Here is a 26,855-nt window from a genome sequence, read left to right on the forward strand (position 1 = left end):
CCGGTGTCCCCGCTGGGGGCCAAGGAACGGTAAACGGGGTGTTGTCCTTATGGCGGCGGAAAGCAAAAAAGGAGGCGCGGGGAACGCCCTTCTGGCGCTGGGCAACCACCTCACCCGCTCGGAGCCGCTGGACGGGGGCCGTGCCCAGGTCAGGAAGGGTGGGCGCCAGGGGGACTCCTTCTACCGCGACCGGTGGAGCCACGACCGCGTGGTCCGTTCCACGCACGGCGTGAACTGCACGGGATCGTGTTCCTGGGACGTTTACGTCAAGGACGGAATCATCACCTGGGAAACGCAGGCCACCGACTATCCCTCCGTCGGTCCGGACCGCCCGGAATACGAACCGCGCGGATGTCCGCGCGGTGCAGCCTTCTCCTGGTACACCTATTCGCCGACCCGTGTCCGCTATCCCTACGCGCGCGGCGTCCTCGTCCAGATGTACCGCGAGGCGCGCGCCCGCCTGGGCGATCCGGTGGCGGCCTGGGAGGAGATCACCACCGACCCCGACAGGCGCGCCCGCTACCAGCGGGCCCGGGGCAAGGGCGGCCTGGTCCGGATCACCTGGGACGAGGCCCTGGAGATCGCCGCCGCCGCGCACGTGCTCACCATCCGGAGGTACGGACCGGACCGCATCGCCGGGTTCTCCCCGATCCCCGCGATGTCGATGGTCTCCCACGGCGTGGGCGCGCGCTTCGTGAACCTGCTCGGCGGCTCCATGCTGTCCTTCTACGACTGGTACGCCGACCTGCCGGTCGCCTCGCCGCAGGTGTTCGGCGACCAGACCGACGTCCCCGAGTCCGGTGACTGGTGGGACGCCGCCTACCTGGTGCTGTGGGGCTCCAACGTCCCCGTCACCCGCACCCCCGACGCCCACTGGATGGCCGAGGCCCGCTACCGGGGCCAGAAGGTGGTGGTCGTCTCCCCGGACTACAGCGACGCCACCAAGTTCGCCGACGAGTGGCTGGCGCCCCACCCGGGCACGGACGGGGCCCTGGCGATGGCCATGGGGCACGTGATTCTCAAGGAGCGGTTCGTCGACCGCACCACGCCGCGCTTCGACGACTACGTGCGCCGCTACACCGACCTGCCGTTCCTGGTGGCCCTCGACAGCCGCGAGGGCCGCCTCGTCCCCGACAAGTTCCTCACCGCCGCCGACCTGGGGGACACGGGGGAGAACGCCGAGTGGAAGCCGGTGTTCTGGCCGGAGGGCGAGGACGCCCCCGTCGCACCCAACGGCACCGTCGGCCACCGCTGGGGCGAGGCCGGGACCGGCCGGTGGAACCTGGACCTGGAGGGCCGCGTTCCCGCCCTCACCCTCTACGCGGAGGGCGGGGAGGCCGCCGAGGTCGCCCTGAACCGCTTCGACAACCCCGGCGGCACGGCCGAGGTCCTCACCCGCGGCGTCCCGGTCCGCAGGGTCGGCGGACGCCTCGTCACCACCGTCTTCGACCTGGTCCTGGCCCACTACGGGGTGCACCGGCACGACCTGCCCGGCACCTGGCCCACCGGCTACGACGACGCCGCCGAACCCTGCACGCCCGCCTGGCAGGCCGAGCTCACCGGGGTCCCCGCCGACCGGGCGGCCCGTATCGCCCGCGAGTTCGCCGACACCGCCGAGGAGTCCGGCGGCCGGGCCATGATCATCCTCGGCGCGGGCACCAACCAGTGGTTCCACGGCGAGAACGCCTACCGGGCCTTCCTGTCCCTGCTGCTGCTCACCGGGTGCCAGGGGGTCAACGGCGGCGGCTGGGCCCACTACGTCGGCCAGGAGAAGTGCCGCACCTCCGCGGGGTGGGCCGCGTTCGCCTCCGCCGCGGACTGGGCCCGGCCGCAGCGCTTCATGGCCGGAACCTCCTACTGGTACCTGCACACCGACCAGTGGCGCTACGACACCTACCGCGCCGACGCCCTCGCCTCGCCGCTCGGCCCGGGACGGGTGCGCGGACGGCACACCGCCGACCTGGTCGCCGCCTCCGCCCGGATGGGGTGGATGCCCTCCTACCCGACCTTCGACCGCAACCCGATCGAGCTGGGACGCGAGGCGCGCGAGCGTGGGCAGGACCCCGCGGAGTACGTCGCCGACCAGCTCCACAGCGGTGGCCTGCGCTTCGCCGCCGAGGATCCCGACGCCCCCGAGAACTGGCCCCGGGTCCTCACCGTGTGGCGGTCCAACCTGTTCGGCTCCTCGGCCAAGGGCAACGAGTACTTCCTCAAGCACCTGCTCGGCACCCGCTCCAACCTGCTGGCCGAACCCGCCGGGCCGGGGGACCGGCCCGCCGACGTCACCTGGCGCGAGGACGTCCCCGAGGGCAAGCTCGACCTGCTGCTGTCCATCGACTTCCGGATGACCAGCACGACCCTGCTGTCCGACGTCGTGCTGCCCGCCGCGACCTGGTACGAGAAGCACGACCTGTCCACCACGGACATGCACCCCTTCGTGCACTCGTTCAACCCGGCCATCGACCCGCCCTGGGAGACCCGCACCGACTTCGACGCCTTCCACGCCCTGGCCAGGACGTTCAGCGCCCTGGCCGCCGACCACCTGGAGGAGGTCACCGACCTGGTGGCCGTCCCCCACCAGCACGACACCCCCGGCGAGCTCGCCCAGCCGCACGGCGTCCCGCCGGACTGGAAGGCGGACGGCACGCGGCCCGTCCCCGGCCGGACCATGCCCGCCGTCGTGCCCGTGCGCCGCAACTACTCCGAGGTCGCGCAGAAGCTGGCCGCCCTGGGGCCGCTGGCCGAGTCCAGGGGACTGCCGGTCAAGGGCGTGTCCTTCACCCCGGACCTGGAGGTGGAGTGGCTGCGCCGGCGCAACGGGGCCGTCCGGGGCGGGGTCGCCGACGGCCGCCCGGCCCTGGACACCGACGTCAAGGCCTGCGAGATGATCCTGGCCCTGTCCGGAACCAGCAACGGCCGCCTGGCCGCGCAGGGCTTCCGGCTCCTGGCCGAGCGCACCGGCACCGACATGGACGAGCTGATCCACCGGGCCGCGGAGCGCCGGGTGGTCTTCTCGGACGCGAGCCGGGGGCCCACGACGGTGGGCACCAGCCCGGAGTGGTCGGGCAAGGAGGCCCCCGACCGCCGGTACTCGCCGTTCACCATCAACGTCGAGCACGACAAGCCCTGGCACACCCTCACCGGCCGCCAGCACTTCTACCTCGACCACGACTGGATGCACGAGTTCGGAGAGGCCCTGCCGGTCTACCGGCCGCCGCTCGACATCAGCCGCCTGTTCGGCGAACCGCGACTCGGTCCGACCGGCCAGCGCGAGGTGGTCGTGCGCTATCTGACCCCGCACTCCAAGTGGTCGATCCACTCCGAGTACCAGGACAACCTGCTGCTCCAGACCCTCTCCCGCGGCGGCCCCACGATCTGGATGAGCCCCGTCGACGCCGAGGCGATCGGCGCGGCCGACAACGACTGGGTGGAGGCGGTCAACCGCAACGGCGTGGTGGTGGCGCGGCTGGTGGTCTCCCACCGGATGCCCGCCGGAACCGTGTACATGTACCACGTCCAGGAGCGCACCATCGACGTGCCCAAGTCCGAGACCACCGGCAGGCGCGGCGGCATCCACAACTCGCTCACGCGCCTGCTGGTCAAGCCCACCCACCTCATCGGCGGCTACGCGCAGCTCACCTACGCCTTCAACTACCTCGGCCCGACCGGCAACCAGCGCGACGAGGTCACCGTCGTGCGCAAGCGGACCACGGAGGTGCGTTACTGATGGCACAGGCCCACGGCAGCGGGGACGGGACCGGCGGCCCGGGCGGGGAACGGCCGATCGGCAGGGTCATGGCGCAGGTCGCCATGGTGATGAACCTGGACAAGTGCATCGGCTGCCACACGTGCTCGGTCACCTGCAAGCAGGCCTGGACCAACCGCAGCGGCGTCGAGTACGTGTGGTTCAACAACGTCGAGACGCGGCCCGGGCAGGGCTACCCGCGCACCTACCAGGACCAGGAGCGCTGGAAGGGCGGCTGGGTCCTCGACGCCAGGGGGCGTCTCAAGCCCCGCGCGGGCGGGCGGCTCAAGCGGCTCTCCACCATCTTCGCCAACCCGGTGATGCCCTCCCTCCAGGACTACTACGAGCCCTGGACCTACGACTACGAGACGCTGACCAACGCTCCTCTGGGGGACGACTTCCCGGTGGCCGAGCCGCGGTCGGCGCTCACCGGCGAGCCCATGAAGGTCAGCTGGAGCGCCAACTGGGACGACGACCTCGGCGGCGGGCCCGAGCTGACCCGCCGGGACCCGATCGTGCGCAGGCTCGGCGACAAGGTGCGGTTCTCCTTCGAGGAGACCTTCATGTTCTACCTGCCGCGCATCTGCGAGCACTGCCTCAACCCCTCGTGCGTGGCCGCCTGCCCCAGCGGCGCCCTGTACAAGCGGGTCGAGGACGGCATCGTCCTGGTCGACCAGGACCGCTGCCGGGGCTGGCGCATGTGCGTCACCGGCTGCCCGTACAAGAAGGTCTACTTCAACCACAAGACGGGCAAGGCCGAGAAGTGCACGTTCTGCTACCCGCGGGTGGAGGTGGGCATGCCCACCGTCTGCTCCGAGACGTGCGTGGGACGGCTGCGCTACCTGGGCGTGGTCCTCTACGACGCCGACCGGGTCCGCGAGGCGGCGTCGGTGGCGGACGAGAGGGACCTGTACCGCGCCCAGCTCGACGTGTTCCTCGACCCCTCCGACCCCGCGGTGCGCGCCGCGGCCCGCCGCGACGGCATCCCCGACCGCTGGGTGGAGTCGGCTGTCCGCTCCCCGGTCTACGCGCTGGCCAAGCGCTTCCGGGTGGCGCTGCCGCTGCACCCGGAGTACCGCACGATGCCGATGGTCTGGTACATCCCGCCGCTGTCCCCGGTGGTGGACACGCTCTCCTCCACCGGGCACGACGGCGAGGACGCCGACAACCTCTTCGCCGCCATCGACACCCTGCGCATCCCCGTGGAGTACCTGGCCGAGCTGTTCACCGCGGGTGACACCGGCCCCGTGGACCTGGTCCTGCGGCGGCTCGCGGCCATGCGCTCCCACATGCGCCGGATCAACCTGGGCCGGGAGCGCGACGACTCCATCGCCGCCGCCGTCGGGATGACCGGCACCGAGATCGAGGACATGTACCGGCTCCTGGCCCTGGCCAAGTACGACGAGCGCTACGTCATCCCCACCGCCTACGGGGTGGACGAGGCCGACCGCGGGGTCATCGACGAGGTCGGGTGCAGCCTCGACTTCGAGGGCGGGCCGGGCATGGGCGGCATGGGCGGGGGCGTGCCCTTCGGCGAGGCCTCCGGGCAGCCCGAGGCCGCGACCGTGGAGAACTTCCACGCCCTGCGCACCCGCCAGACCAGCGACGCCCAGGCGGACACGAGCGGCCGGGTCAACCTCCTCAACTGGGACGGCAACGGCCGCCCCGCAGGGCTCTTCCCACCCCGACGGGGTGGCGACGACGACGGCGGTGGCGGCGACGCCGCGCCGCGGAAGAGGGGGAGAGGATGAGTACCACCGCTGACGCCGAAGGAGCTGGCGGGACGGCACGGAGCGGCACCGGTTGGCTGGGGGCGGCGCGCACCATCCGCCGGGCGCACCGCGTGGCGGTCACCCACCAGTCCGCCTCGGTCCTGCTCGGCTATCCCGACCAGGTCTTCTTCGAGCGCCTGCCGCTGGTGGCCCGCGCGGTCGCCGAGCTGCCGCGGGGAGGGGTGCGCGCGGCGCTCCAGGAGTTCTGCGACCACGCCTCCACCACCTCCGAGCTGGAGCTGTGCGAGCACTACGTGGACGTGTTCGACCTGCGCAGGCGCAGGACCCTGTACATGACCTACTACACGGACGGCGACACCCGCCGCAGGGGGCACGCCCTGGCCGAGGTCAAGCGCGTCTACGCCGAGGCCGGGTGGCGGGTGGAGAACCGCGAGCTGCCCGACCACCTGGCGGTGGTCCTGGAGTTCGCGGCCCGGGGGGACGCGCGCGCGGGCGAGGCCCTGCTGCTGCGCTTCCGGCCGGGCCTGGAGCTGATGTCGCGGACCCTGCACGACCACGGCACCCCGTACGCGCGGATCGTGGACGCGGTCCGCATGACCCTGCCCGCGCAGGAGCGCGGGGACCTGGAGCTCGTGCGCAGGCTCGCGGCCCAGGGGCCGCCCGCCGAGGACGTGGGGCTGGAACCGTACGGGGTGCGGGCGCCGCTGCCGCGGACCGAGGCCCCCGGGCGTGACGGGGAGGAACGGTGAACGGGTACGGCGCACTCGACCTGCTGCTGTGGGGCGTGCTGCCCTACGCGGTCCTGGTCCTCGTGGTGGGCGGCCTCGTCTGGCGGTACCGGTACGACCGGTTCGGCTGGACCACCCGCTCGTCCGAGCTGTACGAGTCCAGGCTGCTGCGGATCGGCAGCCCGTTGTTCCACGTGGGCCTGCTCCTGGTGATCGGGGGACACGCGGTGGGGCTGCTCGTGCCCGAGGGCTGGACCCGGGCGCTCGGGGTGTCCGACACCGTCTACCACGTCACCGCCCTGTCGCTCGGGCTCGTGGCGGGGGTGTGCACGCTCGGCGGGATCGCGCTGCTGATCTGGCGCCGCCGCACGACGGGCCCGGTGTTCAGCGCCACCACGCGCAACGACAAGCTCATGTACCTGGTGCTGGTCCTGGCCATCGTCACCGGGCTGGGCATGACCGCCTACTTCGCCGGGGTGGAGGTGGCGGGCGGGCACACCCAGGACTACAGGCGGACGGTGTCGCCGTGGTTCCGCTCCATCTGGGTGCTCCAGCCCGACGTCGCGGCGATGTCGGGGGCCGAGGCCCCGTACAAGCTGCACGCCCTCGTCGGCCTCGGGCTGTTCGCCCTGCTGCCCTTCACCCGCCTGGTGCACGCGTTCAGCGCGCCGGTCGGCTACCTCTTCCGCCCCTACGTCGTCTACCGCACGCGGGACCGGTACCCGACCGCCGCCGGGCAGGCGGAGCGACCCGCGCGCCGGGGCTGGTGACCCTGCCCTCCGCGCGGTCCGGGCGGCCCGCGGGCCTCACAGATCACGGACGGTGACCGCGCGACCGGGGTGTGCGCGACGGTTATGTGTGGGAACGTGGTCATTGGCCCGCGCACACCGCGTGCGCGAACACGGGGAGTGGGAGAGAGTGCCATGGACCTGACGGTCGTCGACGTTCCGGAACGCTCGCGCTACGAGGTGAGCGCAGACGGGGCGGTGGTGGGGTTCTCCGCCTACCACCTGATCGACAAGGGCGTGTACGCCCTGCCGCACGTGGAGGTCGACTCCTCCTTCGAGGGCAAGGGGGTGGCGAGCCGCCTCATGCGCGACTCCCTGGACCACATCCGGTCGCGCGGGCTCAAGATCGTGCCGATCTGCCCGTTCGCGCAGGCCTACCTCAAGAAGAACCCGTCCTACGCGGACCTGGTCCACGAGGGCTGATCCCGCGGGTCCGCGCGGGGCCCTCCGTGGCGGCTCCGCGGGCCGGAGGCGAATAACGGGAACATCACCATCCGGGCACGGCGTGTCCCGGATGGTGATTCCGTGCACTTCACGGGTATGTGGGGGCGGTTGTCCTCTTACGGAGCAAAGGAGCCCCGCCCCGTGCTGCCTGCCGACCAAGCGCCCACCCTGGACGCGCGCCTGACCGACGCGATAGCCACGTTCAACAACGACTTCCTCTGGGCCTGGATCCTGATCCCGCTGCTGGTGGTGGTGAGCGTCTACCTCACCATCCGGACGGGAGTCGTCCAGATCCGGATGCTCCCGGAGATGTTCCGGGTGCTCAGGAGCAAGCCCGAGATCGCTCCTGACGGGGGCAAGGCCGTCTCCTCGCTCCAGGCGTTCATGATCTCGGCCGCGGCCCGCATCGGTACGGGCAACATCGTCGGTGTGGCCGTCGCCATCTCCCTGGGCGGTCCGGGCGCCGTCTTCTGGATGTGGACGATGGCGATCGTGGTGTGCGCGGCCAGCTTCGTCGAGTCCACCCTGGCCCAGCTCTACAAGGTCAGGGACTCCACCGGCTACCGGGGCGGTCCGGCCTACTACATGGAGAAGGGCCTGGGGCAGCGCTGGCTGGGCGTGCTCTTCGCGATCGTCCTCATCGTGACCTTCCCGATGGTCTTCAACGCCGTGCAGAGCAACACCATCGCCGGGGCCGTCACCAACTCCGCCGAGAACATGAACGTGACCCCGGGCCTGGGGCTGTCGGCCGCGGTCGGGGTCGTGCTCGTCGCGGTCACCGCGATGGTGATCTTCGGCGGCGTCCGCAGGATCGCGCAGACCGCCCAGGCCCTGATCCCGGCCTTCGCGCTGATCTACCTGATCATGGGCGTCATCATCGTGGGGATGAACTTCGAGCGCATCCCCGGGATGTTCACGCTCATCTTCGAGCACGCCTTCGGCATCCGCGAGTTCGCCGCCGCCGGTCTGGGCACGGTGATCATCCAGGGCGTGCGCCGGGGCATGTTCTCCAACGAGGCGGGCCTGGGCTCGGCCCCCAACGCCGCGGCCAGCGCCGCGGTCACCCACCCCGCCAAGCAGGGCCTGGTGCAGACCCTCGGCGTCTACTTCGACACCCTCGTGGTCTGCTCCGTCACGGCCTTCATCATCCTCATCGGCTACCAGGGCGACTCCGAGCGCGAGCTGGAGGGCGACCTCACCCAGATGGCGGTCACCGAGGCGCTGGGCCCCTGGGCACTGCACCTGATGACGCTGATCATCCTCCTGGTCGCGTTCACGTCGGTGCTGGGCAACTACTACTACGGCGAGTCGAACCTGGAGTACCTGACCGCCGACCGGCGCGTCATGCTCGGCTACAAGATCGTCTTCCTCGTGGCCAGCTTCCTCGGCTCGCTGGGCTCGATCGACCTGGTCTGGACGCTGGCGGACACGACCATGGGCATGATGGCGCTGATCAACCTCGTGGCCATCACACCGCTGGCCGCGATCGCGGCACGGGTGCTCAAGGACTACAACGACCAGCGGCGCCAGGGCATCGACCCCGTGTTCACGCGGGACCGGCTGCCCGACCTGCGCGGCGTGGAGTGCTGGGAGCCCAGTGAGAGGGAGACGGCCGCCGAGTCCGACCGGGTCTGAGCGCCGCGGGACGGGGCCGGGACCGTGCTGCGCCCGGATCCGGCCGTCCCGGGCCCCGGCCGGGGTTCTGATCCGTCCACCGGTGGGGCGGGGGTGTACGCATCCCCCGCCCCACCGGCGTCTTCAACGGGTCATTCAGTGACAGAACCCACCAGGTAAGGCTTTTCAGTGCATCTGTGTTCTTTCGGTCACGGCGAATAATCGCTAGTGTGCTGGATCACAGTTGTGGCGGCCCGTGTGTCTCGTCGAGGGAGTCCGATGTCCATCGTCTCAATCGAGCCCGCCACCGCCGAGCGGTGGGAAGACCTGGAGAACCTGTTCGGACCGACCGGAGCCTACGGGCACTGCTGGTGCACCTTCTTCCGGAGGCGGGCCAAGGACCACACGGCCAGCACCTCCTGCGACCGCTCCCAGCGCGGTGTGGACAACAAGGAGGAACTGCGGCGCCTGACCCTGGACGGGCGGGTGCCCGGCCTGCTCGCCTACGACGAGGACGGTCCCTGCGGGTGGGTGTCCGTGGCCCCCCGCGAGGACTTCATCCGGCTGTCGCGGTCGCGGTCCCTGCGCCCGGCCGATCCCCGTGAACCCGGCGTGTGGTCGCTGGTCTGCTTCTGGCTCCCGCCCCGCCGGCGCAGACGCGGCCTGGGCAGCCGCCTGCTGGACGGGGCGATCGAGTACGCCAGGACCAACGGGGCGCGCGTCCTGGAGGCCTATCCGGTGGACACCGCCGGGGGCCGGGCGCCCAGCGCCGAGGTCTACACGGGGACGGTGGAGATGTTCCGGCGGGCCGGGTTCACGCTGAACAACCACCACGCGAGCGAGCGCGTGGTCGCCCGCCTGGAACTCAAAACCGAGTAGCACGCGCCTCCTCTTTCCCCTTTTCCTGATCCGCCTCCCCTCTGAACCCCCACCCCCTGAACCCCCCGCCCCCCATCGCAGCCCCCCTTCCGGCTTCTGACAGTCCCGCCCCCAGCGGAACCCGGTGCACCCGCCGCCCCCGCTCTCCGGTCCGAACACGGGCCGCCCCCGGAGAACGGGGGGAGGGTATCCGGAACGCCCGCCGGGGTCCGCGGACGCCTCCCCGTTCCCCGGGGGTGCCGCCCGAGGTCCTCGCACGTCGCGTGCGGGGGCCTTCGTCGTTTCCGGGGGCGGCGCGCTCGGCGGACATTTGACAGCACCATACCCCTGAGGGGTATGTTGAACGCATTGGAGTCCGGTCCCAGGAGGACTGGCACAGCACACATGCCCCAGGAGGCGAAATGGCTGCCACCACCACCGCTGTTTACACCGTTGACGGCATGAGCTGCGGACACTGCGTCAACTCCGTCACCGAGGAGGTCGGCGGGGTCGCGGGGGTCACCGACGTCAAGGTCGACCTCGACAGCAAGAAGGTGACCGTCACCAGCGACGGCCCGGTCGACGACGCGTCGGTCCGAGCCGCCATCGACGAGGCCGGCTACGAGGTGCGCGGCTGACGCGCACACCGGACCCGCGGTCCGGGCAGGGGCGGCGCACGGCCGGTCCCGGGCCGCGGGGGAGTTCCGGCGCGGAACGGGAGATCCGCCCGCGCCGGGCCCCGGGGCCGCCCGGCCGCGGAGCACAGAACCGTCCACGGGAACACGGGGACGTCACGGAGGACCGAGGAAGGGCTATGAGCAGCAGCGCAGCCGCGGCGGGCCGGGCCGACACCGCACCGGTCGAACTGGACATCGGCGGCATGACCTGTGCCGCCTGCGCCAACCGGGTCGAGAAACGGCTCAACAAGCTCGACGGTGTCACCGCCACCGTCAACTTCGCCACCGAGAGGGCCCGGGTCTCCTTCGACGGCTCGCCCACCCCGGTGGAGGACCTCGTCGCCCAGGTCGAGAAGGCGGGCTACACCGCCACCGTGCCCCGGGTCGAACCCGAGGCGGCCGAGGACGCCGCGGAACCCGCCGACCCCGCCCGCGCGCTGCGCGACCGGGTGATCGTCAGCGCGGTGCTGTCGGTGCCGGTCATCGCGATGGCGATGGTCCCCGCCCTGCAGTTCACCTACTGGCAGTGGGCCTCGCTGGCCCTGGCGGCGCCCGTCGTCGTCTGGGGCGCGCTGCCCTTCCACGTCGCCGCCTGGAAGAACCTCAGGCTGGGCAGCGCCACCATGGACACGCTGGTCTCCCTCGGGGTGTCGGCCGCGTTCCTGTGGTCGCTGTACGCGCTGTTCCTCGGGACCGCGGGCATGCCGGGGATGACGCACCCCTTCGAGTTCACCGTCGCCCGCGGCGACGGCTCGGCCAACATCTACCTGGAGGTGGCCGCAGGGGTCACCACCTTCATCCTCCTCGGCAAGTACTTCGAGGCCCGCTCCAAGAGGCGTGCGGGCGCCGCCCTGCGCGCCCTGCTCGAACTCGGGGTCAGGGAGGCCACCGTCCTGCGCGGCGCGGACGCTCGGCAGGAGTCGGTGCCCGTGGACCGGCTCGTCGTCGGCGACCGCCTCCTCGTCCGGCCGGGGGAGAAGGTGGCCACCGACGGCGTGGTGGAGGAGGGCACCTCCGCCGTGGACATGAGCATGCTCACCGGTGAGTCGGTGCCGGTGGAGGTCGGGCCCGGCGACTCCGTGGTCGGTGCGACCGTCAACGCGGGCGGGCGCCTCGTCGTGCGCGCCACCCGGGTCGGCTCGGACACCCAGCTCGCCCAGATGGCACGTCTGGTGGAGGAGGCCCAGAACGGCAAGGCCGAGGTCCAACGCCTGGCCGACCGCGTCTCCGGGGTCTTCGTCCCGATCGCCATCCTCGTCGCTCTCGCCACGCTCGTCCTCTGGCTCGTGCTGGGGGCGTCCGCCCCGGCCGCCTTCACCGCCGCGGTCGCGGTGCTCATCATCGCCTGCCCGTGCGCCCTGGGCCTGGCCACGCCCATGGCCCTGATGGTGGGCACCGGGCGCGGCGCCCAGCTGGGCATCCTCATCAAGGGACCGGAGGTGCTGGAGGACACCCGCCGCGTGGACACGGTCGTGCTGGACAAGACCGGCACCGTCACCACCGGCCGGATGACCCTGACCGGCGTGTTCACCGCCGAGGGCGAGGACGAGGAGGAGGTCCTGCGCCTGGCCGGTGCCCTGGAGGACGCCTCCGAGCACCCCATCGCGCGGGCGGTCGCCGCCGGGGCCGCCGACCGAGTGGGCGCACTCCCGACCCCCGAGGACTTCGCCAACGCCGAGGGCCTGGGCGTGCGGGGGACCGTCGAGGGCCGTGCCGTGGCCGTCGGCCGGGTCGCGCTGCTGGAGGAGCACGGCGCCGTCCTGCCCGAGCGGCTGGCCGCCGCTCTCGGGGACGCCGAGGCCGAGGGCCGCACCGCCGTGGCCGTGGGCTGGGAGGGCCGGGTCCGGGGCGTGCTGGTGGTGGCCGACACTGTCAAGCCGACCAGTGCCGAGGCCGTCCGCAGGTTCCGTGAGCTGGGGCTCACCCCGATCCTGCTCACCGGGGACAACCGGGCGGTGGCCCGGTCGGTGGCCGACCAGGTCGGCATCGACGAGGTGGTCGCCGAGGTCCTGCCCCGCGACAAGGTCGAGGTCGTGCAGCGGTTGCAGGGCGAGGGGCGCACGGTGGCGATGGTCGGCGACGGGGTCAACGACGCCGCCGCCCTGGCCCAGGCGGACCTGGGGCTGGCGATGGGCACGGGGACGGACGTGGCCATCGAGGCCAGCGACCTGACGCTCGTGCGCGGCGACCTGCGCGCCGCCGCCGACGCCATCCGCCTCTCCCGCAGGACCCTCAGCACCATCAAGGGCAACCTGTTCTGGGCCTTCGCCTACAACGCCGCCGCGATCCCGCTGGCGGCGGCGGGACTGCTCAACCCCATGATCGCCGGAGCCGCCATGGCCTTCTCCAGCGTCTTCGTCGTCAGCAACAGCCAGCGGCTGCGCCGGTTCCGCCCGCTGGCGGGGGACCGGGCCTCCTGACCGGCGCACGGGGAGACGACAAGGGGGGAGGGGCGCGGGCCGTCCGCGTCCCTCCCCCCCTGACGAGGGGGCGTCCTCCGTTCCGCCGCGGCGGGTTCCGCCGACCCCGGTCCCGACACGACCTGGTGATGACCACGGGTGTTCCCCTGATCGCGGACGGAGGTGCCGGAGGTGGACCGGGCCCCGATCCGAGGGGGTCCTGCCCCGGCCAAGGATGTGAGGCGGGTCTCGCGCCCGCCCGGGGCGGGCCGCTAAGGTTGCGCGGGGCCGCGCGGTCCGGGCGTGTCCGCGCGATCGGTGCGGCCCCGCCGTGCCCGTACGCCCCCGCACACGAGGCCCCCGCCCCGGCCGCCGAGCCCCTCCCCCGCCTCCTTCGACCTCCCACGTGAAGGACGGACCCCCGCCCGTACCCGATCGCCCCCAGCCGAGGTACCCGTGTCCTCTGGATGTCCCCGAGCCTCGCTGCACCACAGCGAGCCGCACCCCGACCCCTACGCCGTGTACGCCGGGATGCGCGCAGACCACGGGCCCGTGGTCCCGGTCGAGCTCGAACCCGGTGTGCACGGGTGGCTGGTCACCGACTACGCCACCCTCATCTCCTGGTCACGGGACACCACCGCGTTCAGCCACGACTCCCGGCTGTGGCGGGACCTCACCGAGGGACGGGTCGGCCCGGACTCCGCGCTGCCGCCGATGCTGGCCCCGCGCGCGAGCGCCCTGTACGTCGACGGCGTGGAGCACCAGCGCTACCGCGGGGCCATCACCGACGTCCTCGGCAGCGTCGACGCCGAACACCTGCGCCGGATCGCCAGCCGCCACGCCGACCGGCTCATCGACGGGTTCTGCGCGCGGGGACGGGCCGAACTCCTCGACGAGTACGCGCGCGTGCTGCCGCCGCTGGTCATGAACGACCTCTTCGGCTTCGGGGAGGACCAGGGGAGGCGCTTCGTCACCGCCATGCGCAACCTGTGGCTCGGCGTGGACACGGAGAGGTCCCACGCCGAGGCCGAGCGGGTGCTGTCGGAGGTGGTGGCGGCCAGGCGCCGCGAACCCGGTGACGACCTCACCACACGGCTGATCCAGCACCGCGCCGCCCTCAGCGACGAGGAGGTGACCATGCAGCTCCTGCTGGTCACCGCCGCCAACGAGCCGACCGCGAACCTGATCGACGCGACCCTGCGCGCCGTCCTGACCGGCCCCTCCGGGCACGGCACGGCCCCGCCCTCCGACGCCTCCCTGGCCGAGGTCCTCGACCGCGTGCTGTGGCGGGACCCGCCGATCACCAACTTCCCCGTCCTCTACCCGCGCGTGGACGTGCCCCTCGACGGCGACCGGGTGATCGAGGCCGGCTCCCCCGTGCTGATGGCCTTCGCCGCGGCGAACCACTTCTTCGCCCTGGAGAACGCCGAGCGGATGGAGGAGACCGCCAACCGGGCGCACGTGGCCTGGGGCGCGGGGCCGCACCGGTGCCCCGCCATCGAGGAGGCGACCACCGTCGCCGGCGTCGCGGTGCGCGTCCTGCTCAACCGCCTGCCCGGACTGCGCCTGGCCGTCCCGCCCGAGCAGCTGCGCTGGCGGCTGTCGACCCTGTCCTGGTCTCCGGTCCGGCTCCCCGTCGAGTTCGCCCCGCAGGACCCCCCGCCCCGCGGGCCCGGAGAGGCGGCGCCGCTTTCGGCCGGCCCGCAGGCCTCCGGCGGCCCGTCGCCCCTGTCGAGCTTCCTGGTGCGGCTGCTGCGCAGATCGTGAGGCGGCCCCGTCCGCACGTCCGTACGGCCAGGGCCGGGCGGACACGCCCGGTGATCCCCGTCCCGCCGGTCCGGCGGAGTCTGGAGCCCTCGTGGGAATCCGCCCACTTCAGAGGCGTGCTTACGGACGTCCCGCACCCTGGGAAGACACATGACACCGTGGCGGGGAGCGCCAACAGTGGCCCGGGGATCCTAGACTCGCTAAGGCCCCGAGGTCTCCCCTCCGCCGCGCCCCGAACTCCCCACACCGCCCCTCCCCACAGAGGAACAGCGCCTTCATGAACAGTTCCGAAGCCGACCCCGGTCGTCTCCTGGCCAACCGGTACCGCCTGGACGAGGTCATCGGCTCCGGCGGCATGGGGCGGGTCTGGCAGGGCACTGACACCCTCCTGGACCGGCCGGTCGCCGTCAAGGAGCTGACCACGCCGCCGAACCTGCCCCCGCACGAGGTCGAGGTGCTGCGCACCCGCATGCTGCGCGAGGCGCGCAGCGCGGCGCAGCTCAGCCACCCCGCCATCATCACGGTGTTCGACGTGGCCGACGAGGACGGCCGCCCGTGGATCGTCATGGAACTGGTCCGCGGCCCCTCCCTGGGCGACCTCGTCCGCGACGAGGGCGCGCTGCCGGTCCGGCGGGCCGCCGCGATCGGCGAGCAGATGGCGGCCGGGCTGGCCGAGGCGCACGCCCGCGGCATCGTGCACCGCGACATCAAGCCGGGCAACGTGCTCATCGCCGGGAACGACCGCGCGGTCCTGACCGACTTCGGCATCGCCCACCTGGACGGCTCCACCCACCTGACCAGTACCGGTCTGCTGATCGGCTCCCCGAGCTACCTGGCCCCCGAGGTCGCGCACGGGTACTCGGCCACCCCGGCCTCGGACATGTGGGCCCTGGGCATCACCCTCTACCAGGCGGTCGAGGGCACCCTGCCCTTCGACCGGCCGACCCCGATGGCGACGCTGACCGCCATCGTCACCCAGGACCTGCCGGAGCCGGTCAACGCCGGTCCGCTGCGCCCGGTCCTGGAGGCCCTGTGCGAGAAGCGCCCGGAGGACCGGCCGTCGGTCGGCGAGGTGCGCGCCCTGCTGCGCGAGATCCGTGACGCGGACGACACTCCTGAGACGGTCACCCCCACACTGGTCACCACCGTGCCCACGCCGGAGCCGGAGCCGGAGCGGATCGCGGAGTCGGCCGTCCGCGCCGAGCCCTCGGGCCCCGGCCCTGCCGCCCGCCCCGCCGTCCGCGGTGGGAAGCGCCCCGGTTCCGCCAGGAGGACGCTGCTGGTCGCCGCCGCCGTGCTCGTGCTGCTCGTCGTGGGCGCCACCACCAGCCTCCTGGTGAGCATGAACCGCTCGGGCGGGCCCGACACCGGGCTGGTCGACGGATCGGGGCAGGAGGCCGCCGCCGACCCCGGCGCGGAGGTGCCGGAGCCCCCCGCAGAGGAGAGCGCGTCCGCCGCTGAGGAGACGCCGCAGGAGTCCGCACAGGCCTCGGACGAGGAGTCGGAGGCCGAGCAGGACGAGGACGGCGTGGAGGAGGCCTGGGGGCCCCTCACCCGCCACGAGGACTCCAGCGGCTTCTCCGTGGACGTCCCCGAGGGCTGGAACGTCGAGCGGGAGGGCCACATGGTCTACTTCCGCAACCCCGACGGCGGCTACCTGCTGGTGGACCAGACCGACGACCCCAACCCCGACGCCGGGGACGACTGGCGCGAGTTCGAGCCCGTCGGCAGCGGCAACTTCAGCGGCTACGAACTGATCGGCATCGAGGACGTGGAGGCCGACTGGACGGAGGACTACGTCAGCGCCGCCGACTGGGAGTTCACCTTCGGCAACGGCGACATGCACGCCATCAACCGGGGCTTCCACACCGAGGACATCGGCTACGCCCTGTTCCTGGTCTCCAGCAACGACCACCCCGAGGAGAACCGGGCGCTGCTGGACCACATGTCCCGCGGCTTCGAACCGGCCGACTGAGTGCCATGGGAGTCCGCCCCCTTCGCCGTGATCTTGTACTTATAGCGAGGCTCGACCGTCCAACCTCGCTATAAGTACAAGATCACCGCAGGTCAGAGCCCCTTGCGTCGCGCCAGCAACGTTTCCGGTTAGTCCACTGGGCGGTCGGGGAGCGGTCAGAACACCGAGCAGTTGGTGATGTCGGTGAAGGCCTCCAGGGCCAGCGCCGCCGTCGCCGAGTTGCCCTTGGAGTCCAGGCCCGGACCCCACGCCGCCACGGAGCAGCGCCCCGGCACGATCGCGAGGATGCCGCCGCCCACCCCGCTCTTGCAGGGCAGGCCGACGCGGTAGGCGAACTCGCCCGCGGCGTCGTAGGTGCCGCAGGTGAGCATCACCGCCATGATGCGGCGCGCGTCGGAGCGGCTGAGCAGCTGGGAGCCGTCCGCCCGCCTGCCGTGGCGTGCCAGCAGCAGCCCCGCCCGGGCCAGCTCCTCGCAGCTGACGGTGATCGCGCACTGCCGGAAGTAGTGGTCCAGCACATCCGGTACCGGGTTGTGCATGTTGCCGAAGCTCGACATGAGGTACGCCAGCGCCCGGTTGCGGTCCCCGTGCTCGTCCTCCGAGCGCGCCACCAGGTTGTCCGCGTGCAGGTCGGGGTCGCCCGTCTCCGCGCACAGCAGCTCCCCCAGGGCGCCGACGGCGTCCCCGGTGTCGGTCAGCAGCTGGTCGGTGACGATGAGCGCGCCCGGGTTGATCATCGGGTTGCGGGGCACGCCGCTCTCGAACTCCAGCTGGTACAGGGAGTTGAAGGAGGTGCCCGAGGGCTCCCGGTGGACCCGCTTCCACACGCTGTCCCCGGACCTGCTCATCACCAGGGCCAGGGTGAACACCTTGGTGATGCTCTGCATGGAGAAGCGCGTTCCGGAGTGGTCGCCGACGCTGTACAGGTCACCGTCAACCGTGGCCACGGAGAACCCGAACTCGTCCGGGTCCACGCGGGCCAGTTCGGGGATGTAGTCGGCGACCCGGCCCTCACCGATGTGCGACCGCACCCTCTCCATGACGGCGTCGAGCACTTCCCCGTAGTCGTGGTAGTCGCTCACCTCGGCCGATGCCCCCTCCCGTGTCGGTGTGCCTCACCCCCCCGGCTACCCAGGACGGGCTCCGGCATGGCTCGGGGCGGCCCCGAAGGCGCGGGGAGGGGCCGGGAGACGGCCCGGGGCGGCCGCTGGGGGGAACGGGAGGCGGATCAGCCCCTCCCGTCCAGAAGCTGGGCGTCGTGCACGAGCAGCGCCACCTGCACACGGTTGTTGAGCCCGAGCTTGGTGAGGATGCTCGACACGTGCGTCTTGACCGTCGGCACGCTCAGGAACAGGGCCGAGGCGATGTCGGCGTTGGAGCGGCCCTCGCCGACCGCCACGGCCACCTCCACCTCCCGGCCGTTGAGCGCCGAGAGCCGCTCGCGCGCACGCAGGGCCCGCTCGCCGCGGTCGTTGGCGCCCACCCGCTCGACCAGCCGCCGCGTCACCGTCGGGGACAGCACCGACATGCCCCGGGACACCTGGCGCACCGACTCCACGATCTCCGCGGGAGGGGTGTCCTTGAGCAGGAACCCGGCCGCGCCCGCCCGCAGCGCGCGCAGGACGTGCTCGTCGGCGTCGAAGGTGGTCAGCACCAGCACCTCCGGCGGGTCCTCCAGGGCCCGCAGCCGCTCGGTGGCGGTCAGCCCGTCCACCGTCGGCATCCGGATGTCCATCAGGACCACGTCGGGGGAGTGGCGCGCCACCAGGTCGACCACCGCGCTCCCGTCCTCGGCCTCGGCCAGCACCCGGATGTCGGGCGCGCCGCCCATCATCATCACCAGGCCGACCCGGACCAGCGCGTCGTCATCGACGAGCACGACCCCGATCTCCCGCTCCGTCTCGCTCATCTGTTTGTTGGGCGTGGATACCCCGTCCTTCAGGGCGGGGAAGAACACACCCTCTCCCTTCTTGTGACTTTCTGTTGGATTCGCCTCACGCGATCGCAGGGCGGTCGCTACGGTGTGTGCCATGACCAGGAAGAGCGTGAAGCGGGCGTTTCGGTACCGCTTCTATCCGAGTGATGTGCAGGCGGCTGAGCTGCCGCGCACGTTCGGGTGCGTGCGCCTGGTCTACAACCGCGCTCTGGCCGAACGCACCGCCGCCTGGCAGCAGCGCCGCGAGCGGGTGGGTTACTCCCACACCTCGGGGATGCTGACCGCCTGGAAGAGGAAGTCAAGTCGGCCACGGTAGCCATGCCGCCAGCCGCCAGCCACCCCGGCCGTCCGGACCGTGCTCCAGCCGCCCCGAGGCCAGGGACACCCGCTCGGCGAGCCCGACCAGGCCCTGGCCGTCGCCGTCCCCGCCCGACGCCGTGCGGGGGGCGCGGGGGGAGGGGTCGTTGCCCACCTCCACCAGCAGGCCGTCGCCCGGGGCTCCCCGGACCAGCACGCGCGTGGTGGCGCCCGGGGCGTGCTTGCGCACGTTCGTCAGCCCCTCCTGGACGATCCGGTACGCGGTGCGCCCGGTGCGCTCGGGGACCGTCCCGGCGCACTCCTGCACGAACTCCACCCGGGTTCCGGCCTCGTCGGCCTCCTCCACCAGCTGCCGCAGGTCGGCCATGGTCGGCTGAGGCAGCTCCCCGACGGGCGCGCGCAGCACGCCGATCACCTCCCGCAGGTCCTGGAGGGCCTGGTGGGCGCTCTCGCGGATCACCTTCGCCGACCGGGCCACCTCCTCGGCGGGGGCGTCCGGCCGGTACTCCAGGGCGCCCGCGTGCACGCTCAGCAGCGACAGCCGGTGCCCCAGTACGTCGTGGATCTCGCGGGCCATGGCCTCGCGGACCTGGTGCTGGGCGTGCTCGGCGCGCAGCTGTGCCTCGGTCTCGGCGTGCACGGCCCGGGCGCGCAGCGACTCCACCAGCTCACGCCGGTGCTGGACGGTGAGCCCCCATCCGGTCACGGCGCCCTGGAGGGCGGCCCCCAGCAGGAAGATCACCAGGAACGGGGCGTGCGGGTCGGGCCACAGCGCGGCGTGCACGAGCGAGGCGCCCACACTCAGCCCGTACACCGCCAGGCTGGTGCGGGGCGGGCGGCGCACGGCCAGCGAGAACAGGGCGATGAGCATCACGCCCGAGGCCAGGCTGGAGACGGCGGAGTACAGGACGAGCACGACGGCGAGCTGGACCGGCCAGCGCCGCCGCCACCACAGCGCCAGGCAGGCCAGCAGGGTCAGGGCCGTGTCGGTGGCCTTGAGCCACACGGGCGGGACCGGTTCGCGGACGGGCAGGTCGGGGAACTCGGCGGCGTTCATCAGCACGGAGAGGAGGGCGATCAGGAAGATGGAGGAGTCCACGATCCAGTCGCGCGCGCCGCACCGCCCGGCCATAGCGTTCATCTGTTTGTTGGGCGTGGATACCCCCTCCTTCAGGGCGAGGAGGAGACGCCCTCTCCCTTCTGTGGCTTTGTGTCGGATTCGGCTCACGCGATCGAGGAGCGGTCGCCACGGTGTGTGCCATGACCAGCAAGAGTGTGAAGCGGGCGTTCAAATACCGCTTCTATCCGACCGCTGCGCAGGCGGCTGAGCTGTCGCGCACGTTCGGGTGCGTGCGCCTGGTCCACAACCGCGCTCTGGCCGAACGCGGCACCGCCTGGCAGCAGCGCCGCGAGCGGGTGGGCTACTCCCACACCTCGGCCATGCTCACCGCCTGGAAGAGGACCGGGGAGCTGTCCTTCCTCACCGAGGTCTCCTGCGTCCCGCTCCAGCAGACACTGCGCCACCTGCACACCGCCTTTGGGAACTTCTTCGACCGCCGCGCGAAGTACCCGCGGTTCAAGTCCAAGAAGACGTCGCGCGCCAGCGCGGAGTACACCCGGTCCGCGTTCCGCTACCGCGACGGGCAGTTGTCCCTGGCCAAGATGGCCGAACCCCTGGACGCGGTGTGGTCGCGGTCCCTGCCCGAAGGGGCCCGCCCGTCGACGGTGACGGTCTCGCGTGACGCGGCCGGGCGCTGGTTCGTCTCGCTCCTGTGTGAGGACACCATCGAGCAGACCCCGGCCGCCAACGACGCGGTCGGTGTGGACATGGGCGTGACGTCGCTGGTGGTGTTGTCGACGGGGGAGAAGGTGGCCAACCCCCGCCACGAGCAACGCGACCGGGCCAGGCTGACCAAGGCGCAGCGTGCGCTGTCGCGTAAGGCCAGGGGCAGCGCGAACCGGGACCGGGCGCGCCGCAGGGTGGCGCGGGTGCACGCCCGTATCACCGACCGGCGCCGGGATTTTCTGCACAAGCTCACCTCTCGACTCGTCCGCGAGAACCAAGTGGTCGTGATCGAGGATTTGGCCGTGGGCAACATGGTCAGGAACCGCGGGCTCGCCCGGGCGATCTCGGACGCGGCCTGGCGTGAACTCCGGTCCATGTTGGAGTACAAAGCGCGGTGGTATGGGCGGGATCTGGTCGTGGTGGACCGGTTCTTTCCTTCCTCCAAGGCGTGTTCGACCCCTGGGTGCGGCTACGTGCACGCGTCGCTGCCGCTGCACGTACGGACGTGGGCATGCCCCCGTTGCGGGGTCACGCATGACCGGGATGTGAACGCGGCGCTCGATCTCGAAGCCGCCGGGCTGGCGGTTGTTGCCTGTGGAGCTGGTGTGAGACCTCAACGGGAGTCTTCCCGGACGGGGCGACCGGTGACGAAGCAGGAAGGCCACGGGGCGACCCGTGACGAGGCCCTGGCCTCGAACCACCGGTAGGTGGTTCCGGATTCTCCTGCCTTCAGGCAGGAGGGGAAGTCAACGCGCTGAAGTCTACGTTCGGCGCCGCACCCGGCGGGAGGAAGCTGGGGGCGGGGAGCCGGGGCCGCGCCGCCGGGTCGGCCGCCCGCGCCCTCGGCCGTTCGGCCGACGCGCACCCGGGCGGGGCTGGACGGTCGGCCGATGCGCCGCGCGCGGCCCGGTGCCTAACGTCGGGGGTATGCGCAAGGTCATCCAGGGCGTCGGCGTCCTGCTTCTCCTCGTCGGCGTCAGCGGTGCCGTCGACCACCTCTGGTACCAGCCGTTCCTGGGTGTGGTCCTCAACTCGTTCAACCGCTTCGTCGTGCCCCACGTGGGGACCTTCGAGGGCCACGAGGTGCTCGCCAACCTGGGCCTGGCCGCCGTCGGCGCCGCCCTTGCCCTGGGGATGGAGGCGCGGCGGCCGCGGAGCCGGACCTGAGGACGGGGCCGGTCCGCGGGGGCCCGCGCTCGGCCCGTCACGGCGAGGACGGTTCGTGTCCGGTCCGCGCGTCGGTACCTTGTAACCGATGAGCACCCTGGTCACCGGAGCCACCGGAATGGTGGGCCGCCGCGTCCTCACCCAGCTGAGGAGCCGCGGCCTGCCCGCGACCGGCGCGTCCCGCACCTCGAAGACGCGCCTGGACTGGACCGACACCTCCAACTGGGACGAGGTCCTCGACGGCGTGAAGAACGTCTTCGTGGTGACACCGGTCGGGAGCGCCCTGGGCAACCGGGTCGCCGGGTTCCTGGAGAGGGCCGCCGCGGCCGGGGCCGTCAACGCGGTGGTCCTGACCGCCATGGGCAACGAGTACGCGCCGTCGGACTCCGACCAGCGCGTCGCCGAGCTGCGGGCCAAGGACCTGTTCGGCCGGTGGACCGTGCTGCGGTCCAACTGGCTCTTCCAGGACTTCACCGAGGGGATGTTCGCCGGTCTGGCGCGCTCGCGCAACGGGCGCCTCGAACTGCCGGTCAAGAAGAGGACCGAGGTCAGCTTCGTGGACGCCCGCGACGTCGCCGACGCCGCCGTCGCGGCACTGCTGGGCGACCACAGCGGCAGGGAGTACACGCTCACGGGTCCGCAGCCGCTCACCTTCCGCGAGGTCGTCAAGCGGACCCGCGGCACGGAGAGCCCGGTGTGGAGGTTCAAGGCCGTCGACGAGGCGGGCTTCTACTTCCGAGCCGCGGACCGGGGGTGGAACGACCGCTTCATCGACACCCTCAACGAGCGCTTCGCCGCCGCGGTCCGGGGCAGGGCTGCCGAGGTCACCGGGGACGTGCGCGCGGCGCTCAACCGCGACCCCATCCCGCTGGGCCGCTTCGTCCGCGAGGCCACGCTCTGACTTCCCGCTCCCGGGGGCGGGAGGCCGCGGGCCCCCCGCACGGACCCCGGACCGCCCGCGGCGCGGGCGTCCGCACCACGGGCTCCCGTACCGAAGACGCGCCTACTTGAGCAGCTGGCGGGCCATCACCATGCGCTGGATCTGGTTGGTGCCCTCGTAGATCTGGGTGATCTTGGCGTCGCGCATCATGCGCTCCAGCGGGAAGTCCTTCACGTAGCCCGCGCCGCCCAGCAGCTGCACGGCGTCGGTGGTGATCTCCATGGCGGCGTCGGAGGCGAAGCACTTGGCGGCGGCGCCGTAGAACGGCAGGTCGTCGTCGCCGCGCTCGGACTTGGCGGCGGCCACGTAGACCATCTGCCGCGCGGTCTCCAGCTTCATCGCCATGTCGGCGAGCATGAACTGCACGCCCTGGAACTCGGCGATGTGCTTGCCGAACTGCTTGCGCTCCTTGACGTAGGCCACCGCCTGGTCCAGCGCGCCCTGCGCGATGCCGACGGCCTGCGCGCCGATGGTGACGCGCGTGTGGTCCAGGGTGCGCAGCGCGATCTTGAGGCCCTCGCCCGGTGCGCCGACGATGCGGTCGCCGGGGACGCGCACGTTGTCGAAGAACAACTCGCGGGTGGGGGAGCCCTTGATGCCGAGCTTGCGCTCGGGCTCGCCCAGGGTGAAGCCCTCGTCGTCGGCGTGCAGCACGAAGGCGGAGACGTTGCGGCCGCGCGGGCCCTCGGGGTCGGTCACCGCCAGCACCGTGTAGTACTTGCTGACCCCGGCGTTGGTGATCCAGGACTTCTGGCCGTTGACGATCCAGCCGTCGCCGTCGGCGACGGCCTGGGTGCGCATGCTCGCGGTGTCGGAACCGGCCTCGCGCTCGGACAGGCCGTAGGAGAACATCGCCTCACCGCTGGCGACCTCGGGCAGGTAGCGCCGCTTGACATCCTCGGAGGCGCCCAGGATCAGCGGCATGGTGCCGAGCTTGTTGACGGCGGGGATGAGGGAGGAGGAGGCGCACACACGGGCGACCTCCTCGATGACGATGCAGGTGGCCAGGGCGTCGGCGCCCACGCCGTCGTACTCCTCGGCGATGTGCGGGGCGTGGAAGTCCGTGGCGACCAGGGCGTCGAGGGCGTCCTGGGGGAAGACGCTCCTCTCGTCGACCTCCGCCGCGTGGGGGGCGATCTTGTCCTCGGCGACGGAGCGTACGGCCTCGCGCAGCTCCTCGTGCTCCTCGGTGGTCCTGAACAGGTCGAAGTCGCTCATCTGCATTCCTCCCCGGGCGGCGGTCCCGGCCGATGGCACCACGTGCCATTCTTTGGCATTCAGTGCCAGGATAAGGGGTGCAAGGGATGAAGTACACAGATGGGGTCGGACAGCCCTTCCAGACACCGGACGAAGGGGGCGCAGCCCATGGAGAACACGGGGGGCCGAGGCGGCCAGACGCGCGCGGACACCCGCGCGGTGGTGCTGGCCGCGGTGCGGCTGTTCACCGAGGACGGGTTCGAGGCCACGACGATGGACCAGATCGCGGTGGCCACGGGCGTGAGCCGACGCAGCCTGTTCCGCCGCTTCGGCTCGAAGGAGGACATCCTCTTCGCCGAGCACGACGAGTTGTTCGCCACGGTCGCGAGTTTCCTGGAGGCCTCCCCGGACGACCCGTTGACGTCGGTCCTCTCCGCCACCCGGCTGGTGCTCCAGGGGTACCTGGGCGATCCGGAGATCACCGTGCCCCGTTACCGCCTGGTCCGCGCCCACGCCCGCCTGCGCGACCGCGAGGTGGCGATGACCGCCCGCTACCAGGCCGCCTTCAGCCGTTACCTGGCGCGGTGCGGAGGAGGCGGGGACCGCTCGCTGGCCGCCGGGGTGGTGGCCGCGTCGCTCATCGCGGCGCACAACCACGTCCTGCGCGGATGGCTGCGCGACCCGGAGCAGGACGTCCGAGAGGTGTGGGCGCGCTTCGACGAGGCCGTGGACTTCGTCCGCCGGTCCGCCGAGCCGATGCTGCACACCTCGCCGGAGCCGCGGCGCGACCGGGTGCTCGTGGCGGTCTACCCGGGGGACACCGGCCGCGAGGAGCTGCTCCGCCGTGTCGCCGAGGCCGTCCGGGAGGCCGAGGAGCCGGGGAGGGCGCAGGGGGCCGGGGGGCCCGCGAGGACGTAGGGGGCCGAGGGCTCTGGAAGGCGAGGGAAGGCCGGGGAGGCAGGAGGAGCCCGGGAGGCCCGGAGGGCGCTGAGTCCGCGCGCCGGCCCGACGCCCGAACCGGGTCCGGCCGGGCCCCGCGCGGTCGGGGCCGCGCTCCGACGAGCGTAGGCTGGTGGGCCGGGAAACGGGTAGTCACACGAGGCGGATCGGACAGCGGAAATGAGCGTGGACACGGCGGGCGCCACCAAGCAGGAGTCTGAGGTCGTACGCGAGGCGTCCCGGCGGCGGACGTTCGCGGTGATCTCCCACCCCGACGCCGGCAAGTCCACCCTGACCGAGGCCCTGGCCCTGCACGCGGCCGCGATCTCCTCAGCGGGTGCCGTGCACGGCAAGGGCGACCGCAAGGGCGTGACCTCGGACTGGATGGAGATGGAGCAGGACCGCGGCATCTCCATCACCTCCGCCGCGCTGCGCATCGACTACGACGACCGGGTGCTCAACCTGGTGGACACCCCCGGCCACGCCGACTTCTCCGAGGACACCTACCGTGTGCTGTCCGCGGTGGACTGCGCGATCATGCTGCTGGACTCGGCCAAGGGCCTGGAGCCGCAGACGCTCAAGCTCTTCGACGTGTGCCGGGCGCGGAAGATGCCGGTCATCACCTTCGTCAACAAGTGGGACCGCCCCGGGCGCGAGCCCCTGGAGCTGCTGGACGAGATCGAGCAGCGCATCGGGCTGCGCCCCACCCCGATGAACTGGCCGGTGGGCATCGCCGGGGACTTCCGCGGCCTCATCGACCGCCGCGAGGGCGTCTACACCAAGATGTCGCGCACCCCGGGAGGCGCCCAGAAGGCCATCGAGGAGGTCCTGGAGCCCGAGCGCGCCGCCGAGGTGGAGGCCGACGCCTGGACCCAGGCCCGGGAGGAGATCGAGCTGCTGGAGGCGCTGGGCGCCGACTTCGACGCCGAGTCCTTCCTGGCCGGGGAGTCCTCCCCGGTGCTCTTCGGCGCGGCGCTGCCCAACTTCGGGGTCGGCCAGCTGCTGGAGGCCGTGGTGGGCCTGGCCCCGGCCCCCGGGCCCAAGGAGGACGACCGCGAGCGCTCGCGCGCCGTGGCCGACCCGTTCTCCGGCCAGGTGTTCAAGATGCAGGCCAACATGGACAAGAACCACCGGGACCGGATGGCCTTCGTGCGCATCAGCTCGGGCCGCTTCGACCGCGGCATGGTGCTCACCCACGCGCCCACGGGGCGTCCGTTCGCCACCAAGTACACCCAGGCGGTGTTCGGCTCCGACCGCACCACCATCGAGACGGCCTATCCCGGCGACGTGATCGCGCTGGTCAACGCCCAGGCGCTGGCGGTGGGCGACACCCTCTACGACGGCCCCAAGGTGTCCTACCCGCCGATCCCGAGCTTCGCCCCCGAGCACTTCGTGGTGGCGCGGGCCAAGGACGCGAGCAAGTACAAGCAGTTCCAGCGCGGCATCGCCCAGATGGACGCAGAGGGCGTGGTGCAGGTGCTGACCTCGGACGTGCGCGGTGAGCAGGCGCCGGTGCTCGCCGCGGTGGGCCCCCTCCAGTTCGACGTGGTCAAGCACCGCATGGAGCACGAGTTCCGGGCCCCGATCGAGACCTCGCCGCTGGACTACTCCGTGGCGCGGCGCACCGACGCCGAGTCGGCGCCCGCCCTGCACGCGCTGTCGGGCGCCGAGGTGCTGCGGCGGCGGGGCGACGGCGAGTTGCTGGTGCTGGTGCACAACAAGTGGCGCCTGAGGGTCATCGAGCGCGACCACCCCTCGCTGTTCATGGAGCCGTTGCTGGCCGGAGGCGTCGACGAGGGCGAGTGAGGCCCCGGGCGGGAACGCCCCCCGGGTGCGCCGCGGCC

At 72.1% G+C, this 26,855-nt stretch carries 20 protein-coding genes and 1 pseudogene; 17 read left to right on the top strand and 4 right to left on the bottom strand.

Annotation, left to right across the window (positions count from 1 at the left end):
- Positions 1–49: 49 nt before the first annotated feature.
- The 11 genes from HGB44_RS00575 to HGB44_RS00625 all read left to right on the top strand — a co-directional run bounded on the left by HGB44_RS00575 (position 50) and on the right by HGB44_RS00625 (position 16,728).
- Complete coding sequence (locus HGB44_RS00575) at positions 50–3,727, top strand: nitrate reductase subunit alpha (RefSeq protein WP_061081583.1); 3,678 nt, start codon at positions 50–52, stop codon at positions 3,725–3,727.
- Positions 3,727–5,496, top strand: coding sequence for a nitrate reductase subunit beta (gene narH, locus HGB44_RS00580; RefSeq protein ID WP_061081584.1), 1,770 nt, complete (start codon positions 3,727–3,729; stop codon positions 5,494–5,496). Before HGB44_RS00575 ends, narH begins: the two co-directional genes overlap by 1 nt.
- Entirely contained in the window at positions 5,493–6,227 is a 735-nt protein-coding gene (gene narJ / locus HGB44_RS00585; protein ID WP_061081585.1) for a nitrate reductase molybdenum cofactor assembly chaperone, read from the top strand. The genes narH and narJ overlap by 4 nt, the downstream gene beginning before the upstream one ends.
- Positions 6,224–6,976: a respiratory nitrate reductase subunit gamma gene (narI, locus tag HGB44_RS00590; RefSeq protein ID WP_061081586.1), complete on the top strand. Its 753-nt coding sequence runs from the start codon at positions 6,224–6,226 to the stop codon at positions 6,974–6,976. Before narJ ends, narI begins: the two co-directional genes overlap by 4 nt.
- 153 nt (positions 6,977–7,129) lie before the next feature.
- Positions 7,130–7,417 carry a GNAT family N-acetyltransferase gene (locus HGB44_RS00595; protein WP_061081587.1) on the top strand — a complete coding sequence of 96 codons (288 nt, stop codon included), beginning with the start codon at positions 7,130–7,132 and terminating at the stop codon, positions 7,415–7,417.
- Positions 7,418–7,579: 162 nt separating this feature from the next.
- Complete coding sequence (locus HGB44_RS00600) at positions 7,580–9,073, top strand: alanine/glycine:cation symporter family protein (protein ID WP_061081588.1); 1,494 nt, start codon at positions 7,580–7,582, stop codon at positions 9,071–9,073.
- Positions 9,074–9,331: 258 nt separating this feature from the next.
- Positions 9,332–9,931, top strand: a complete 600-nt coding sequence (locus tag HGB44_RS00605; protein ID WP_061081589.1) for a GNAT family N-acetyltransferase — start codon at positions 9,332–9,334, stop codon at positions 9,929–9,931.
- A 401-nt stretch (positions 9,932–10,332) separates the two neighbouring features.
- Positions 10,333–10,548, top strand: a complete 216-nt coding sequence (locus tag HGB44_RS00610) for a heavy-metal-associated domain-containing protein (RefSeq protein ID WP_017563817.1) — start codon at positions 10,333–10,335, stop codon at positions 10,546–10,548.
- 176 nt (positions 10,549–10,724) lie between these two features.
- Positions 10,725–13,007, top strand: coding sequence for a heavy metal translocating P-type ATPase (locus HGB44_RS00615; RefSeq protein ID WP_061081590.1), 2,283 nt, complete (start codon positions 10,725–10,727; stop codon positions 13,005–13,007).
- 498 nt (positions 13,008–13,505) lie between these two features.
- Entirely contained in the window at positions 13,506–14,753 is a 1,248-nt protein-coding gene (locus HGB44_RS00620; RefSeq protein ID WP_061081591.1) for a cytochrome P450 family protein, read from the top strand.
- Between the two features lie 277 nt (positions 14,754–15,030).
- Positions 15,031–16,728, top strand: a complete 1,698-nt coding sequence (locus HGB44_RS00625) for a serine/threonine-protein kinase (protein ID WP_061081592.1) — start codon at positions 15,031–15,033, stop codon at positions 16,726–16,728.
- A 155-nt stretch (positions 16,729–16,883) separates the two neighbouring features.
- Here HGB44_RS00625 and HGB44_RS00630 read toward each other — a convergent pair whose 3' ends face one another.
- Both HGB44_RS00630 and HGB44_RS00635 read right to left on the bottom strand, forming a co-directional pair.
- Positions 16,884–17,810, bottom strand: a complete 927-nt coding sequence (locus tag HGB44_RS00630; RefSeq protein ID WP_061081593.1) for a glutaminase — start codon at positions 17,808–17,810, stop codon at positions 16,884–16,886.
- Positions 17,811–17,956: 146 nt separating this feature from the next.
- Positions 17,957–18,637, bottom strand: a complete 681-nt coding sequence (locus tag HGB44_RS00635; RefSeq protein WP_061081617.1) for a response regulator transcription factor — start codon at positions 18,635–18,637, stop codon at positions 17,957–17,959.
- A 121-nt stretch (positions 18,638–18,758) separates the two neighbouring features.
- On the opposite strand from HGB44_RS00635, the pseudogene HGB44_RS00640 reads away from it, so the two are divergent.
- A pseudogene (locus HGB44_RS00640) lies at positions 18,759–18,959 on the top strand (helix-turn-helix domain-containing protein); the annotation flags it as partial.
- A 3-nt stretch (positions 18,960–18,962) separates the two neighbouring features.
- Here HGB44_RS00640 and HGB44_RS00645 read toward each other — a convergent pair.
- Positions 18,963–20,114, bottom strand: coding sequence for a sensor histidine kinase (locus tag HGB44_RS00645; RefSeq protein ID WP_061081595.1), 1,152 nt, complete (start codon positions 20,112–20,114; stop codon positions 18,963–18,965).
- Positions 20,115–20,242: 128 nt separating this feature from the next.
- Between HGB44_RS00645 and HGB44_RS00650 the strand changes: the two genes are divergently transcribed.
- The 3 genes from HGB44_RS00650 to HGB44_RS00660 all read left to right on the top strand — a co-directional run bounded on the left by HGB44_RS00650 (position 20,243) and on the right by HGB44_RS00660 (position 22,836).
- Entirely contained in the window at positions 20,243–21,475 is a 1,233-nt protein-coding gene (locus HGB44_RS00650) for an RNA-guided endonuclease InsQ/TnpB family protein (RefSeq protein ID WP_210751025.1), read from the top strand.
- 220 nt (positions 21,476–21,695) lie between these two features.
- Positions 21,696–21,935, top strand: coding sequence for a hypothetical protein (locus HGB44_RS00655; protein ID WP_061081596.1), 240 nt, complete (start codon positions 21,696–21,698; stop codon positions 21,933–21,935).
- Between the two features lie 88 nt (positions 21,936–22,023).
- Positions 22,024–22,836 (top strand): NAD-dependent epimerase/dehydratase family protein, encoded by an 813-nt coding sequence (locus tag HGB44_RS00660; RefSeq protein ID WP_061081597.1) that lies wholly within the window; start codon positions 22,024–22,026, stop codon positions 22,834–22,836.
- 102 nt (positions 22,837–22,938) lie between these two features.
- Here the strand turns inward: HGB44_RS00660 and HGB44_RS00665 are convergent, their stop codons facing one another.
- Positions 22,939–24,093 carry an acyl-CoA dehydrogenase family protein gene (locus HGB44_RS00665; protein ID WP_061081598.1) on the bottom strand — a complete coding sequence of 385 codons (1,155 nt, stop codon included), beginning with the start codon at positions 24,091–24,093 and terminating at the stop codon, positions 22,939–22,941.
- Between the two features lie 147 nt (positions 24,094–24,240).
- On the opposite strand from HGB44_RS00665, the gene HGB44_RS00670 reads away from it, so the two are divergent.
- Both HGB44_RS00670 and HGB44_RS00675 read left to right on the top strand, forming a co-directional pair.
- Entirely contained in the window at positions 24,241–24,990 is a 750-nt protein-coding gene (locus HGB44_RS00670; protein ID WP_061081599.1) for a TetR/AcrR family transcriptional regulator, read from the top strand.
- Positions 24,991–25,191: 201 nt separating this feature from the next.
- Positions 25,192–26,817: a peptide chain release factor 3 gene (locus HGB44_RS00675; RefSeq protein WP_061081600.1), complete on the top strand. Its 1,626-nt coding sequence runs from the start codon at positions 25,192–25,194 to the stop codon at positions 26,815–26,817.
- The last annotated feature ends 38 nt before the right edge of the window (positions 26,818–26,855 follow it).

Origin of the sequence: Nocardiopsis alborubida, from assembly GCF_012396365.1 — a bacterium.
Lineage (GTDB): Bacteria > Actinomycetota > Actinomycetes > Streptosporangiales > Streptosporangiaceae > Nocardiopsis > Nocardiopsis alborubida.